Raw genomic sequence first — 14,919 nt, forward strand, 5'->3', positions numbered from 1 at the left:
GGCGAGGGATTTTGCTGCCCTGCAAGGCGAAAAAATGCAGACAATACTTTGTGTATTGCAAGATTTTTCAATGCGGCAGGCCGGCAAAAGACCCGCTCAGACGGTGTCGAATGGTTGTGAATACGGGTTCTAACTATGATTTGCTGCCGGACAAACGCCTTGTTCCATCCCGTTAGGCCGCAGAGGGGGTGAAATCAAGGCGTTTTATCTTTAAAAGAGGTGTTTTTGATGTTTCGTAAACTGCGACGAATCAGACAGGCACTTTCCACCAGTGACTGCGCTACCATCCTGAAAAAGGGGACATCCGGGGTATTGGCACTGTCTGGAGACGATGGCTATCCCTATGCAGTCCCACTCAGCTATGTATATGATGGTTCTGCCCTCTATTTCCATGGAGCAAAAGCTGGACACAAATTGGACGCGATCCGGCGGGATTGTCGCGCCTCGTTTTGTGTCATTGATCAGGATCAGATCATTCCGGAAAAATATACGACCTATTTTCGCAGTGTAATCGTATTTGGGCGGATGCGCATTCTAGAGGAAGGCACCGAGAAACGCGCTGCGATTGAAAAGCTCGCAGCGCGCTATTCCCCGGATGAAGACGAAGCCGCGCGGCAGTCAGAGATCGACCGGGAATACTCCAGATTGTGTATGATGGCACTTTCCATTGAGCACATGACCGGAAAGCAGGCAATCGAGTTGGTACGTGATCAGGGAGAAAAATAGAGAAACCCTCCTCAACGCCTCAGCCGTTTTTTCTGACTGAATAATCACGCTTTCTCGGTAAAAAGACACGGTATCTCTGTTGCTCTTTTGACAAAGCAGTGATTACACCCCCAGCAGTTATGGCGCTGCTCTCAATCGGTAGGGCAGATCGGAGGGCAGTTGCCTGGGCCATCGCGATAGCCGTCCCGGATCAGTTTTGATTTTCTGTCCACCAAATTTGGATTGCCCCTTCATGGTAGGCGGGCGGCACAGGCCCTGTACCTATTACAGCGTATTTCATCAATTCGAATGATTTTTCGGATCATAGGGATCACGCTCCTTTGCGGTTCCAGTTTTATCGAAAAAGTCAGACTCCAACAGAAATTTTCGGATCAAAATCTGGTCATTTCCAACAAAAGATGCTATACTATACTTATCGAAAATTCTTTATGTGGGGTTGTCAGGGCCGGTATATTTCAAAGCCAGCTCACCAGGCAGCCCACCATCATTCTGGATAACAGGAGGCGCGTTTTATGGAAAATAGGGTTATCACAATCGGACGGCAGTTCGGAAGCGGTGGACGGGAGATCGGTCAGCTTCTGTCAGAATCTCTGGGCATCCCGTTTTACGACCGCGACCTGATTGAGCTTGCAGTGGAAAAAAGCGGAATCGATCTTGAAACATTGGAAAAGCACGACGAAAAGCCGGTCAACCGGTGGTTCTACTCAATCCCCAGCCAGCCGAACCGGCTCACCGGTTACGGTATGCCGATCGCAGATACCTTGTTTGTAGCGCAGTCGGAAATTATCCGGGAGCTCGCGCAAAAAGAATCCTGCATCATCATCGGGCGGTGCGCGGACTATGTCCTGCGGGAACACCCCGACCTGATTTCGCTTTTCATCCATGCGCCGATGGAGGAGCGGATTAAGCGGATCATGCGCCGGTACAGCCTGGATGACCGGCAGGCGAAAGAGTTTATTCGGCGCACCGACAAGGAGCGCGCGAGCTACTACAACTACTACACCGAGAAAAAATGGAGCGGGATGGAATCCTATCATTTCTGCATCGACAGCAGTATCTTTGGAGTCAGCGGCACTGTGGAAAAGCTCCTCCGTTTGGCTGGCTGAGAAGCGAATTTCCATTTATGCTGTCAGGCGTTGACTTCCGCCTGCTCTCTTTGTCTGGACTGCAACGTTCTCAATGCCTGCGCGAACGATTCGATGTCTTGGAACTGCCGGTAGACCGACGCAAAACGGATGTAGGCCACTTCGTCAATCGTGCGCAGATGTTCCATCGCCAGCTCCCCGATCCTGCTGGAAGCAACCTCTTTATCCAGAGAATTTTGCAGTGACATTTCGATTTTGCGCACAGCCTCTTCCAGCACCGAGAGCGGTACTGGGCGTTTCTCGCAGGCACGCAGCATCCCCGCCAGAAGCTTGTTTCCATCAAACGGCTCCCGGGACTGATCCCGCTTGATGACGACCAGTGGTGTGCTTTCGACAACCTCGTAGGTTGTAAATCTGCGTTCACATTTCAGGCACTCCCTGCGGCGGCGGATGCGTTCCGACTCATCAATAGGCCGGGAATCAATTACCTTGCTCTCTGTATATCCACAAAACGGGCATCTCATTGTATAACACACCTCCCTGTATTGTCGGTCCTCTTCTATTCTGCGTTTTTAGGGGATAGCTGAAATGCTTCAAAAGACGGATTTGTTTCACATTCGATCATCTACAGGCATGCGTTATATCTCTGTGGATCATTGCCTGTTGCTTGAAAGCAGAATGGTTTTCAATTATATTGGTTATATCATAACATTTTTTACAACTAATTTCAAGAATTGTACCGCTGATTTATGATTTTCCATCATGAAAAAACGAGTAAAAGGCAGCCGCCTCTTACTCGTTTTTTGTGTTACATCCAGTGTATGCCTCTGCTTGATCGGGCTTCTCCGGAATTACGCCTTTCCCGCACAGCCGAGCACATCCTTGATCTTATGCGCGACCATCTCTTTGACCGCGGCGCGGGCCGGAGTCAGATACTGACGCGGGTCAAAATGGCTGGGGTTCTCCGCCATATATTTACGGATCGCAGCCGTCATCGCAACACGGACATCCGAATCAATGTTAATCTTGCAGACTGCCATAGCAGCCGCCTTGCGGAGCATTTCCTCGGGAATACCGATTGCGTCAGGCATCGCGCCGCCATACTGGTTGATCACCTTAACCAGGTCCTGCGGGACCGACGATGCGCCATGCAGAACGATCGGGAAGCCGGGCAGACGGCGGCTGACCTCCTCAAGGATATCGAACCGGAGCTGGGGGTTCTGGCCAGGCTTGAACTTATAGGCGCCGTGACTGGTGCCGATTGCGATTGCAAGGGAATCTACGCCGGTTTTGGTGACAAATTCCTCAACCTCTGCCGGGTTGGTGAACTGTGCATCGTCCGCAGTGACGTTTACATCGTCTTCAATACCAGCCAGTTTTCCCAGCTCTGCTTCGACGACCACACCACGCTCGTGGGCATACTCGACCACCTTTTTGGTTTCAGCGATGTTGTCCGCAAAGCTGCGCGCAGAACCGTCGATCATTACCGAAGTAAAGCCGCCGTCAATACAGGATTTGCAGATCTCGAAATCCGCGCCATGGTCGAGATGAAGCGCGATCGGAAGGTCGGTATCCTGGACCGCTGCCTCCACCAGTTTCACCAGATAAGCATGTTTGGCATACTTGCGCGCGCCCGCCGATACCTGAAGGATCACCGGGGCTTTCAGCTCGGAGGCCGCTTCTGTGATTCCCTGCACAATCTCCATGTTGTTGACGTTGAATGCGCCGATCGCATACCCGCCATCATAGGCTTTTTTGAACATTTCCTTTGTTGTAACCAGTGGCATTGCAAACAACTCCCCTTTTTTCATTTTGGGTTTCCTGACTGATTTCCTCTACCGCGGCTGCAAGTACCTTTGGTGCCTGCGCGCCACAAAACAGCAAAACTGTTCTGCTTCTATCACAAATTATTATAGCCAGCACACTTAAAAGCGAAGGTCTGTTTTTAAGCGGCGGACAACAGTCCACCAACACGACTGGGCGTACCGGATGGCTATGAGAATTTGAAGCAAGGCTGCTTATGGCAGCCTCCTGCAGCGAGATTGCCGCAGGCTTGAAAAGAATCCTTCTGGTTCCTTTCAAGCACTTCAATTATAGCACCATTTCCGACGGATTTCAATAAGCGCATCCCCGAGGGAGCGTTTTTCTCCGGTTCCGGGCAGTGTTTAGTCGTCGTGGTCGATATTCAGGTCCAAAATATTCCCATTGGATGCATTGATCTCAAATTCATACTCAATCGGTCCGTTGCGCAGCTCGATCTCATAGACCGCAATCCCATCGTCGTAATCAAGCTCACATTTCCGCACAGACGCGCCGGGCGCATTGGACAGCGCAATCTCCTTTGCCTGCTGCGGCGTAATCAGGCTGGAACCCCTCACCGGAGTGCTTCCGGATGAACGGTCTGCAATGTTCACCCGATTCTGCTCTGCCGGCTGGGTGACAGCGAGCGGCGTCTCGACAAACTTGATCTCCCGCTTGAGGACAGCTCCGGTCTGCGGGTGGACCTCATAAGTGCCATAAACCGTATCTGTTTTGAAGGTGACATCATATTCTTTCAGCCAGTCATCCTCATCCAGCACCGATGAGAGGATCTCCGCACCCTTGATCTCGCCTGTCACCGCCTTTTTGGCATCCTCCGCAGTGATGGTCGCTGTCTGGCTGCCCCATGCGCCCGAAAGTTCACTCTCAAAGTCGGTCACCTTTCCAGTCCATCTGCTCACTTCAATTTCATAAGTTTCCTTACGGCTCTCGCTATAAAATTTGAAATCATAGCTGTTATGGTCCAGCTCGGTGCGCAGCAGCATGCTATCCGATGGGATATAGCCTTTTGCCATCTCTTTGGCCTGCGCTTCGGTCAGATCCGCCGCAAATGCGGAAACCGAAAATGCGCTGCCGAGAACCAATACGCTCGTACATGCCGTTATCAGCTGTCTGATTTTCACTTGCCATTCCTCCTAATATTTGGATCAAAATTACGTTTACTCCCATCATATCACAGCCCGATGCATGATATAATGGAAACAGGACGCAGAAGTGCACCACCAAACCAATGCTTTTCAAATGGCGGACTTATCTGCGCATCCCGTGGTTATTATATCATAATCACGAAGTGATTTGATATAATCGGCCATAGGGACGGGAGCGGGCTTTGCCTGCGTATCGTCCTGGACATAATCCCGATATAATAGCTGCTTTACAGCTATTATATCATATTGTATCATAAGAATATGAAAAAAATATGAAAATTTGAAAAAAACAGCCGTTTTATTGCGAATTCTCACACAGGCTCTCCGCCCTGCCAGGGAGCCTGCTGGGTGGAGCAGCCAAAACAGAAGCAGGCGTAGATATAATGCTATTTTTCTGGATATTTTCACAATAGACATCCGCTTTCAAGCGTGATATAATATACGACATATACATATATTTAAAAACTTTTTTCCTAATTTTATTTACTGTAAAATACATATAGAAAGCGTAATGGGTGAGATGTACAAAAGAAAATCTGTCTCGATTGCCAATAAAATGGTCGTGCCTGTCATACTGATTCTGCTTATCCAGTCCGCGCTGTTCCTGGCTGTGATGGTCCATGGAGGGCTGTTGGATCAGCTGCATCACAATGCAACAGAAATCCTGGATCAGCGGGTTGTCAACCGGAGAAACGATATGGAAAGGGAGATCCAGAACCGTTGGACCAATATCAACGACTCTGCCCGCGCCCTGCAAAATACATTCGAACTCTTTCTGAAAAACTCCGACCTCGGAGTTCAGGAAGTGATGCGGGATGAACGAATGACTACAGAGCTTCTGGAGCAGTTCTCCCCCGACCTGATCTATCTGATCCGCCGTCAAACGGTTTCAGGTGCTTTTTTGGTGCTCAACCGGGCGCCGGATGTCGGGGAAGCCTCGGATTTTTTCCGTCCGGGGCTTTATCTGCGTAACTTGCACCCTTTGCAGGAGGAAGCGGACAACTCGGATCTGTCCATTGAACGCGGCCCTTCCACGATCATGCACAGAACCGGGATCCCGGTCAGCCGCAGTTGGTACCCCACCTTCCGGTTTGGCAATTCGTCCACCATTTCCAATGACAACTATTTTAATAAGCCCTATTATGCGGCACTTCATTATCCCGAGCTTTCCAATCAGGAGCTGGCCTACTGGAGCCCGCCTTTCCGGCTCTGCGGCGGCGATCTGGATGTGATCACCTATTCGATGCCTTTGCGCACCAAGGACAATCAGGTGTTCGGCATCCTCGGGATCGAGCTTTCCTGCAATTATCTGCGCAGCCTGCTTCCTTACACCGAGCTGGGCCCGAGTGGAAACGGCGCCTATCTGCTTGCTATGAATCGGGAGGGCAGTATGGATTTTGACCATCTGCTTTCGAATGGGCCTTCTGCTTCGATGGTCCTTGAGGATGACAAATTTTTTCTCTCGCTCGATCCCTCCACCATTTCCAAAGACCCAGACCTGGTTTACAAGATTTTGAATCCGCATAACAATCTGGAGCTTTTTGCCTGTCTTCATTATCTAAACCTGTATGCTGAAACCTCCCCCTTCCAGGCCGAGCGATGGTATCTGATCGGGGTTATGGATGCTCAAAACCTGTTCAATTTTTCAAAGCTCATTACCCGAACCATTGTCATTGATGTGTTTATCACACTTCTGATCGGTGTGGGAGGCGTTCTCCTGATGGGCCGGATCGTGACCCACCCCATCACACAGCTGATCCACGAAGTGCGCAGCAGCAATCCGCATCTGCCGCTCCGGTTCAAGCGCATCCGGATCAATGAAATTGATGAGCTTGCCACCGCGGTCGAGTCTCTCAGCAGGGAGGTAGCCGAATCGGCTTCTCGGATGTCCTCCATCATTGAGATGACCAGTTCGAATATCGGCGCCTTTGAGCGGCGGCTTTCCGAAGGGATTGTCTATTACACAAGCCATCTGTTCGATCTGTTTGGCATCTCGGTAGGGAATGGGACAAGCGGCTACATGGAATTTGCCCAGTTTACCACGCTGATGCATTCCCTTCCACTTACCGTAGAGGAGCCTTCTTCCGACCGGGAAGTCGTTGTCCGGCGCAAGGATGAGGAAGGGGAGCTTCATTGGATCCGGATTAAACAGGGGCAGTCCCCCGGGCGGGTATTCGGCATCGCAGAGGACATCACACACGATGTTCTGGCCAGACAGAAGCTGGTGTATGAGCGTGACCATGACCCGATGACCGGGCTGCTCAACCGCCGGGCGTTTTATGCCTCTCTGAGCGCAATGTTTGAGCGTCCGCAGCTTTTGAAGGTTGGCGCAATGGTGATGTGCGACCTTGACAACCTGAAATATATCAATGACACCTATGGCCATGATTACGGAGACCAGTACATCCGCGAAATGGCGAATGCGCTGATGCAGCATGCCCCCTCGCCGCGTGTGCTTGCACGCCTTTCAGGGGATGAATTCTACTTCTTCTCCTATGGCGCTGAGGATCGGGAGACCCTTTTCCAGCAGATCTGCAAGATGAAGCAGGAGATTGACAGCATCCTGATGCCTCTGCCGGACAATCCGAACTTCCGCCTCCGCTCTTCGGCGGGCATCTCGTGGTTCCCGGACGATAGCCAGGCCTATGACCAGTTGATGCACTATGCAGACTTTTCGATGTATACCGCCAAGCACACCAGCAAGGGTGAGCTGCGGGAATTCAATATGCATGACTATATGCAGGAATCCTATCTGATCTACAACAACGAGGAACTGAACCGTTTGCTCGATGAAAACCTGCTTACCTACGATTTTCAGCCGATTGTCGACGCTGCCAGCGGGAAGGTTTTTGGCTATGAAGCGCTGATGCGCTCCCAGCTTCCAACCCTTCCAAGCACCGATGAAATCCTCTCCCTTGCGCGTGCCCAGTCCAAGCTCCATTTGATCGAACGCCGCACATGGCAGAATGCGCTGAAAGGCTTTTCGGAACTCCCCGAACGGGTGGATGACTGCTATCTTTTCATCAATTCCCTGCCCAACCAGATCCTTTCTCCGGAGATCGTGCGCGAGCTTGAGAAGCGCTATCCTGATCTGCTGCCTAGGATCGTGATCGAGCTGACCGAAAAAGAGCCTCAGAACGACCGGTATATGCGGGATAAATTGCAGCTTGCCCAAAAATGGGGCGCCAAGATTGCGCTGGACGGGTTCGGCGCTGGCTACAGCAATGACGACATGCTTTTGCAGATCGAACCGGACTTTATCAAGATCAATATGAAGCTGATCCGGGATATTGACATTGATACCAAGCACCACCAGTTTTTGGAGAGTATCCTCTCCTATACCAAAGAGCGCGGCATTCGCTCGATTGCAGAAGGGATCGAGACCAGCACAGAAATGGAGACTCTGATCCGGTCTGGGGTGGACTATCTTCAGGGGTTCTACATCGGACGCCCCGAGGCAGGCTCTTCTGAAATCGCACCATCCATCTGCGAAGAGATTCACTCGATCAACTGCCAGTCCCCAGAGCCCTAACAGGCGGAGGGGGATAGATGGTTCTCTGTCTTTCCATGTACAAAATGCTTGCAGCAAAAACATGTTTTTGCTGCAAGCATTCTTTTTCTATTTGTATGTTCCTAGGCAAAGCAAAGCGGTTAAAGTTTAAAAAAATTCCGAATACAAAAAGCGCGTAAACCAGATAATAGAGAGGCCTTAGAACCTGTATTCATAATCAGAGGATGCCGGATGGGCGAGGGATTTTGCTGCCCTGCAAGGCGAAAAAACGCGGACAATACTTTGTGTATTGCAGGATTTTTCAACGCGGCAGGCCGGCAAAAGACCCGCTCAGGCGGTGTCGAATGGTTGTGAATACGGGTTCTTACAGAGGCTTATTCGTGTTTGATTGCCTCCAGGGCGGAAATTTTCATTGCGCGGTTTGCGGGCAGGATGCCAGAAACCAGCCCCACCATAGTGGCAAATGCGATAGCCGCCACAACCAGCCAGAGCGGGATCACCGAGACTGGCAGCGACGAACTGCCGCTGTCCATCATCATGCCGCCCATACCGCCCATTATCATGCCGCCGCCCATGCTGCCCATGCCGGAATCACCGGAAAAGGAAAAGTTGAAATAGTTCATCGCAAAGGAAACCCCATAGCTGATCGCAACTCCGACGCATCCCCCAACAAAGCCGATCACGCCCGCTTCCATGAGGAAAACAGTGCGGATGTTGCCGACCACGCAGCCGAGCACCTTCATGACGCCGATTTCTCGGGTACGCTCGTAGATCGACATAATCATGGTGTTGGTGATGCCGATAGCCGCAACCACCAGCGAGATGCCGCCCATCATCCCCAGGAAAAGCTGCTGTTTGCGTGCACTTTCCTGCATAGGCTTACGTACCGTCTCCATCGAGCGGGTATTGTAGCCCATTGCCTGAATCTGCATCTCCACCGGATCGACATCCTCCATCGTTTCCACCTTCACCGTCACATTGCTGTAGCCGGTGTCGTCCTTCTTGTTCACGACGATCTTGTTCGCCTTTATATATTCCTCTTCCAGACGTTTCAGATCGTTGATGTCCATGATAATTCCACGTGAGGTTTCGTAGCCTTTGTTCCAGTCCTCCTTGATCCGCGCCACCGGGCGCACCTCCCGTTGGATATGCACCGTATCATCATCCTTGCTGTCTTTTTCGTCCTGATCGGGCTGCTTGCTGGAGAGGTAAATTTCGTCTTTCATCACGTCCACAAACGGTTGGCGGAGCAGTTCTCCCTGCTCGTTGGTTTCCGGCCAGGTATACCGGTTGTACTTGCTTTTGGTGTCCTCAAAATCGAAGCCGGTGTATTCCCCCACTACAACGTTGAGCGGTTTTTTCCGGTTTTCCTGCGGGCCTTCCGGGTATTCGCCCTCTAAAAGCTGGTAGCCCATCAGCGGCAGAGCTTCGGAATAGACACCGACAACGGTTGCCCAGCCCATCCGATAGCGGTCTTTTTTTCCCGAATAGAGGGTGGGCTGGAAATAGTTTGGATTATAAACCGGGGTCGCGATGATAACGCCGTCCATCGCCTGAATCTGCGCGACAGCCGCATCGTCAAGCACACTTTTTTCGCCGTTTTCATTGCGCCCATAGTTCATCACATTGATAATCGTCAGATCGCCCATTTCTGCAAGCATCGCCTCCTGCGAGAGGTTCATGCCAAGCCCGAGCGAGACCATCACCACGATTGCGCAGGTGCCCACCACCACGCCTATGATGGTGAGCAGGGTACGCATCTTGCGCCGGAACAGGTTGCCCAGGCACATCGAGATCATGTCAGAAATCTTCATCGCTGTCCTCCAGCAGTTTCAGTTCACGATGCCGCCGCATGGCTTTCGCTGCAAACGACAGCAGGATAATCGCTGTCACGCCGCCGGTGGTCCAGCCCCAGACCGGTATTTTTTGATACCATGGCTCCGGAGGTGCCTCTCCAATGTCATCGGGATTCATTACGTCCAGGCCGGGGTCCGGCGCAGGCATCTCGAACGAGACCGCAGTCGTGGTGAACGGCGAACGCAGCTCGTTGACGTTCATATTTGCATCTTCATAGGAGATCACCACTTCGCCTGAAATGGTCCCGGCCTCGAGCGCGCCGATCAGAAAGTCGGCGGACTCTTCCTTGCCGCTCTCGACATTCCCGATGAACTGCCGCTGTCCCGGCTGCGAGAGGTTGCCGGTGATCTCGGCAGTCACGTTATAGACCGTCGATTTTCCCTTGTTGACAAAAGTCGCTTCGATGCTGGAATCCTCGCCGACATAAATTTCGGAAGGCATCTCCACCGGGTTGAGGGAAAACCGGTCGAGCTGGGAAACGGGGATACTGATGTCCTGTTCGGCGGAAAACTGCTTGCGTTCGTCATTGATGACCGATTCGTAGGTGAAGCTGACCTTGATCGGGTGGGAGATTGCATCGGCGTTGGGCTTCACCGAGAGGTTCACCGTCCGCTCGACCGAAGAACGCTTTGCAATCCGCTCGATGTAGAAGGTATTGGACGAACTGGTCAGCGTGAACGCCTCCGGCACACTCAGCTTCATCACCACGTTGTCCACATTGACCCGTTTGCTGGTGTTCATCAGCGTCATGGTCAGGGTGAAGTTGCCGGCCGCTGTCACGTTGCCGCCGCCGTAGTCGTATGTAGAGACGATGATATTTGGGGTCGGCGGCGGAATGTCCGGCTTGCTGGACGAACTGTCATGATCGTCGTCATCGTCAGGGGAATTGTTATTGTCATCGGGTTCAGGCTCATAGATTTCACATTGAGAAAGCGTGTGGACTAATCGGCGCTTAGTAAAGTTCATATCCCCATAATCAATGATAAGCTGTAAGTTGTTATCTTTTCCGCTATAATAGATATTTTCGAAAATAAGATCGTAGGCTACTCCGCCACCATTTAGCTCGGTTTCATCCTCTCCTAAAGAAATATTATTTAAATCCACATCAAAAACATCACTGTTAATATTGATATAAATATGATTTCTTATCTCATTAAATTTATCAAGCGTAAGTGCATAGTCATAAATAGTGACGATCAATTTATCATATCGGCCTCGAGTAATACGTGAAATAATGCTATCATCACTATTCCGGACAAAAATAGCACTTTTAATCTCGTAATTTTCGGAAGCAGCCTGTGTGCGAATTGTCCGAGAAAAAGGAATCAACAGCTTTTTCTCATGTTCATTGGAAAGAATAAGATTAAACCTGATCTTGTCCGAAAGTGCCGAATAAGTAATTGGCTTTTGGGTTGTGATTGTAAAAACAATAGAACCATTTTCTGATACAAGCGACGAAGATTCTATATCCACTGGTTGGTCAGGATGATTAACATCCATAAAATTATTATCAAAAAAACTTATATTTTCAGGCTTATAATTCTGTAATTTTTCTAGCTCTTTTGCAGTTATTTCAAGATCCAGCTCAAGGATACCTTCTTCTCCTCCATGAGCAATATTTTGAATAAGATCAATCTCTCCGAGCCGTACTCCTTTCACTGATCCCGTTAAATTAGATATTACATCTTCATTTGTATTTTTATTAGAATCTTCTCGGTCATTAATAGATGATGTGGAATTTTGCATTTCTTCCTGTTCTTCATCATTTTCCTGTGTATTTTCTTCAGACTCAGGTATTGTCTCCTTCTTTTCCGGGGCTTTTTCCGCTTCCCCCTGTTCGGGAACCTCCCGCTGGCCTTCCCCACCCGGCGTAGGGGCCGGCGTTTCAACTGATGGCCCGACCGCATAAGCGTGTGTACTCTGGAGCACCATCCCAAACGAGATACCCGCTGCCGAAAACAGCAGGAGAGTGGCGAGCAGCAGAGAAAATGTAGATTTGCAAAAACGGTTCATATGGTAATTTCTCCTTTGTTTTCGGCTTCATCAGAACAGATGTTGTCCTGTGCGGGGCCGGACGGTTCCGGCAGCGCAGGCGGCTCCCCTTCGGGCAGCTCGGGCAGAGGGGCAGCCTCGGGCCTGTCCTGCTCCGAAAGGCCGTCGTAAATCGGCTCGTGTATCAGGTCCGACCGGATTTCCCCGTCGATCAAGGTGATGACCCGATCTGCATAGTCGGCAATCTCCGCATCATGCGTGACGATAATCAAGGTCTGGTCGTAGCGCCGGGCGAACCGCACCATCATTTTCATCACGTCAATGGTGGTATGTGTGTCAAGGTTGCCGGTCGGCTCATCCGCGAATACAACCTTCGGATGGGACACGAATGCCCGCGCAATCCCGACCCGCTGCTGCTGTCCGCCGGACATCTGGGTCGGCTTATGATAGGCGCGCTTTTTCAGCCCGACTGCCGCCAGCATCTTTAAAGCGGCTTTGTTGCGTTTTCTGCGTCCAATCCCCTTAAAGATCATTGGCAGGGCAACATTTTCGAGTGCGGTCATGGTGGGCAGCAGGTTATAGGACTGGAATACAAAGCCCAGGAAATGCTGCCGGAAGATCGCAAGCTGGTTTTCGTTCAGCTTGGAAATGTTGGTCTTTCCGATATAGACCGCACCCCGCGTGGGTTTTTCCAGTCCGGCGAGCTGGTTGAGCAGGGTAGATTTGCCGGAGCCGGAGGTCCCGACAATGCAGACAATCTGCCCCTGTAAAATTTCCAGATTGATGTTTCCGAGCGCCACGACCTTCTCGTCCCCCACCTGGTAGACCTTCCGCAGGCCGCGCACGCTGATGATCGGTTTTTGCTCCAACCGTCAGCCCCCTTTCCCGGGTTCTCTCTGTAAGTCGAACGAACTCCAGCACGCTTGGCGCGGATTTCGAAACCAAAAGACGCACTTTGCCTATACGAGCAAAAGCCCTGTAAGATTAGTGTCGAAAAATGCCCTGTTTACTGCCTGCATCCACCGGGAATTTTTGTTGCAGACAACTCCACAGATATGATACAATGTATAAACCGAAAAATGTTTTGAAAAGGGACAAAATTCGAATCTTTTTTCAATATCCACGCGATTGTCCAGCCATTGGGAATGATGATACAAAATCTTGAGAATATGAGGATGGAACACAGATGCCGCAGAAAAACCAGATCGTAGAACTTATCATTTCGGACATGACCCACGAGGGAAGTGGGATCGGCCATCTGGATGGAATGGCAGTATTTGTACCGGGGTCGGCTGTCGGGGACCGGCTGCGGGTTCGGCTGGTAAAAGTCAACAAAACGCACTGCTATGGACGGATCGAACAGGTGGCCACCCCCTCGTCCGACCGGATCAAGCCTGACTGCCCGGTCAGCCAAAGGTGCGGCGGATGCGTGTTTCGGCATATCTCTTATGCTGCGGAACTGCGGTATAAACAGGCATTCGTCCAGTCAAACCTGCAAAGGATTGGCGGGATTTCGATTGACCTGGAACCGATCGAGGCGTCCCCACTGGAGTCCGGCTACCGCAACAAAGCGCAATATCCGGTTCGGATGCAGAAGGGCAGGCTGGCTGCTGGTTTTTTTGCGCCGCGCACCCATGAGGTCGTCGACTGTCACCACTGTAAACTCCAGCCGGCTTTTTTCGGGGAACTTTTGGAAGCAGTGCTCGGTTATCTGACCGAATTTCGAGTTCCGGTCTACGACGAAACCACAGGAAAAGGGCTGTTCCGGCATCTGTATCTGCGCTACGGGCAGCGGACAGAGGAAGTGATGGTCTGTCTGGTTGTCAACGGCCGCGCCCTTCCGGAGGAACAGACTCTGGTGCAAATTCTGTTAAAGGTCTGTCCGCAGGTGGTATCAGTGGTGCTTAACACCAACGACCGCAACACCAACGTGATTCTTGGCCCGTATACCCGAACCCTTTACGGAAAACCACAGATCAGCGACCTGCTTTGCGGGGTGCGTTTTGACCTCTCTCCGCACGCTTTTTATCAGGTCAATGCTCTGGGCGCGGAGCGGCTTTACCAGATCGCTGCCGAATATGCCGGTCTGACCGGTCGGGAGACTGTACTGGATTTCTACTGCGGCGCCGGAACGATCGGGCTTTCGATGGCGCATCTCTGCCGGGAGGTGATCGGCGTTGAGATCGTCCCGCAGGCGGTAGAAAATGCCCGTGAAAATGCCCGGAAAAATGAAATCGATAATGCTCGCTTCTTTTGTGCGGACGCATCGGATGCCGCACTTCGTCTCAATCAGGAGGGGATCAGGCCGGATGTCGTACTGCTTGACCCCCCGCGTAAAGGATGTGCACAGGATGTCCTGCACACAGTCGCAGAGATGTGCCCGGAGCGGATTGTCTATATCTCCTGTAACAGCGCAACCCTCTCCCGGGATCTGGCACTCCTTGAAACACTCGGCTATCAGACCGTCAGAGGCCGTCCCGTGGATTTATTCCCACGCACCAACCATGTTGAGAGTGTCGTGCTGCTGTCGCGGGTGGAGAAATGAAATAGCGGAGAAGTGCGGAAAACAATAAGAACGGCAGCCAATCTTCGGAAAACTACATATTTACGGGCCGGGCCTTGATCGGATATAAGGGGGATATTTGCGAAAAATGTTATTTATCTGCGCGATGGGATTGCGGGCTTTCTTTACGAAAAGGATTGCTGCATCTTGTGCCAGGGCAACAGCATTTGAAATTATCCAAAAAGGATATCAAGAAGACGCTGTGGATTCAAGGCGGCG

10 protein-coding genes are annotated in these 14,919 nt (G+C 51.2%); 4 read left to right on the forward strand and 6 right to left on the reverse strand.

What is annotated here, in order from left to right:
- The first annotated feature begins 228 nt into the window (after positions 1–228).
- Together D5269_RS15180 and D5269_RS15185 are read left to right on the forward strand one after the other, a co-directional pair.
- Positions 229–726 carry a pyridoxamine 5'-phosphate oxidase family protein gene (locus D5269_RS15180; RefSeq protein WP_120486640.1) on the forward strand — a complete coding sequence of 166 codons (498 nt, stop codon included), beginning with the start codon at positions 229–231 and terminating at the stop codon, positions 724–726.
- Between the two features lie 512 nt (positions 727–1,238).
- Positions 1,239–1,832 carry a cytidylate kinase-like family protein gene (locus tag D5269_RS15185; RefSeq protein ID WP_016316774.1) on the forward strand — a complete coding sequence of 198 codons (594 nt, stop codon included), beginning with the start codon at positions 1,239–1,241 and terminating at the stop codon, positions 1,830–1,832.
- Between the two features lie 23 nt (positions 1,833–1,855).
- Here D5269_RS15185 and nrdR read toward each other — a convergent pair whose 3' ends face one another.
- The 3 genes from nrdR to D5269_RS15200 all read right to left on the reverse strand — a co-directional run bounded on the left by nrdR (position 1,856) and on the right by D5269_RS15200 (position 4,753).
- Positions 1,856–2,335, reverse strand: a complete 480-nt coding sequence (gene nrdR / locus D5269_RS15190; RefSeq protein ID WP_120486639.1) for a transcriptional regulator NrdR — start codon at positions 2,333–2,335, stop codon at positions 1,856–1,858.
- A 327-nt stretch (positions 2,336–2,662) separates the two neighbouring features.
- Positions 2,663–3,598, reverse strand: coding sequence for a class II fructose-1,6-bisphosphate aldolase (gene fba / locus D5269_RS15195; protein ID WP_031219859.1), 936 nt, complete (start codon positions 3,596–3,598; stop codon positions 2,663–2,665).
- Between the two features lie 378 nt (positions 3,599–3,976).
- Positions 3,977–4,753, reverse strand: a complete 777-nt coding sequence (locus D5269_RS15200; protein WP_120486638.1) for a PepSY domain-containing protein — start codon at positions 4,751–4,753, stop codon at positions 3,977–3,979.
- Between the two features lie 544 nt (positions 4,754–5,297).
- Between D5269_RS15200 and D5269_RS15205 the strand changes: the two genes are divergently transcribed.
- Entirely contained in the window at positions 5,298–8,309 is a 3,012-nt protein-coding gene (locus D5269_RS15205) for a bifunctional diguanylate cyclase/phosphodiesterase (protein ID WP_166545218.1), read from the forward strand.
- Between the two features lie 353 nt (positions 8,310–8,662).
- Here the strand turns inward: D5269_RS15205 and D5269_RS15210 are convergent, their stop codons facing one another.
- The 3 genes from D5269_RS15210 to D5269_RS15220 all read right to left on the reverse strand — a co-directional run bounded on the left by D5269_RS15210 (position 8,663) and on the right by D5269_RS15220 (position 13,006).
- The gene (locus tag D5269_RS15210) at positions 8,663–10,102 is read right to left on the reverse strand and encodes an ABC transporter permease (protein ID WP_016316780.1); all 1,440 of its coding nucleotides are present in this window, start codon (positions 10,100–10,102) and stop codon (positions 8,663–8,665) included.
- Complete coding sequence (locus tag D5269_RS15215) at positions 10,089–11,249, reverse strand: hypothetical protein (RefSeq protein ID WP_166545219.1); 1,161 nt, start codon at positions 11,247–11,249, stop codon at positions 10,089–10,091. Before D5269_RS15215 ends, D5269_RS15210 begins: the two co-directional genes overlap by 14 nt.
- 905 nt (positions 11,250–12,154) lie before the next feature.
- Positions 12,155–13,006: an ABC transporter ATP-binding protein gene (locus tag D5269_RS15220; protein ID WP_120486634.1), complete on the reverse strand. Its 852-nt coding sequence runs from the start codon at positions 13,004–13,006 to the stop codon at positions 12,155–12,157.
- Positions 13,007–13,323: 317 nt separating this feature from the next.
- Here D5269_RS15220 and rlmD point away from each other — a divergent pair, with 317 nt between their 5' ends.
- Positions 13,324–14,682, forward strand: coding sequence for a 23S rRNA (uracil(1939)-C(5))-methyltransferase RlmD (gene rlmD, locus D5269_RS15225; RefSeq protein ID WP_120486633.1), 1,359 nt, complete (start codon positions 13,324–13,326; stop codon positions 14,680–14,682).
- Positions 14,683–14,919: the final 237 nt, after the last annotated feature.

The organism is Anaerotruncus sp. 1XD42-93 (assembly GCF_009917605.1).
Taxonomy (GTDB): Bacteria; Bacillota; Clostridia; order Oscillospirales; family Ruminococcaceae; genus Anaerotruncus.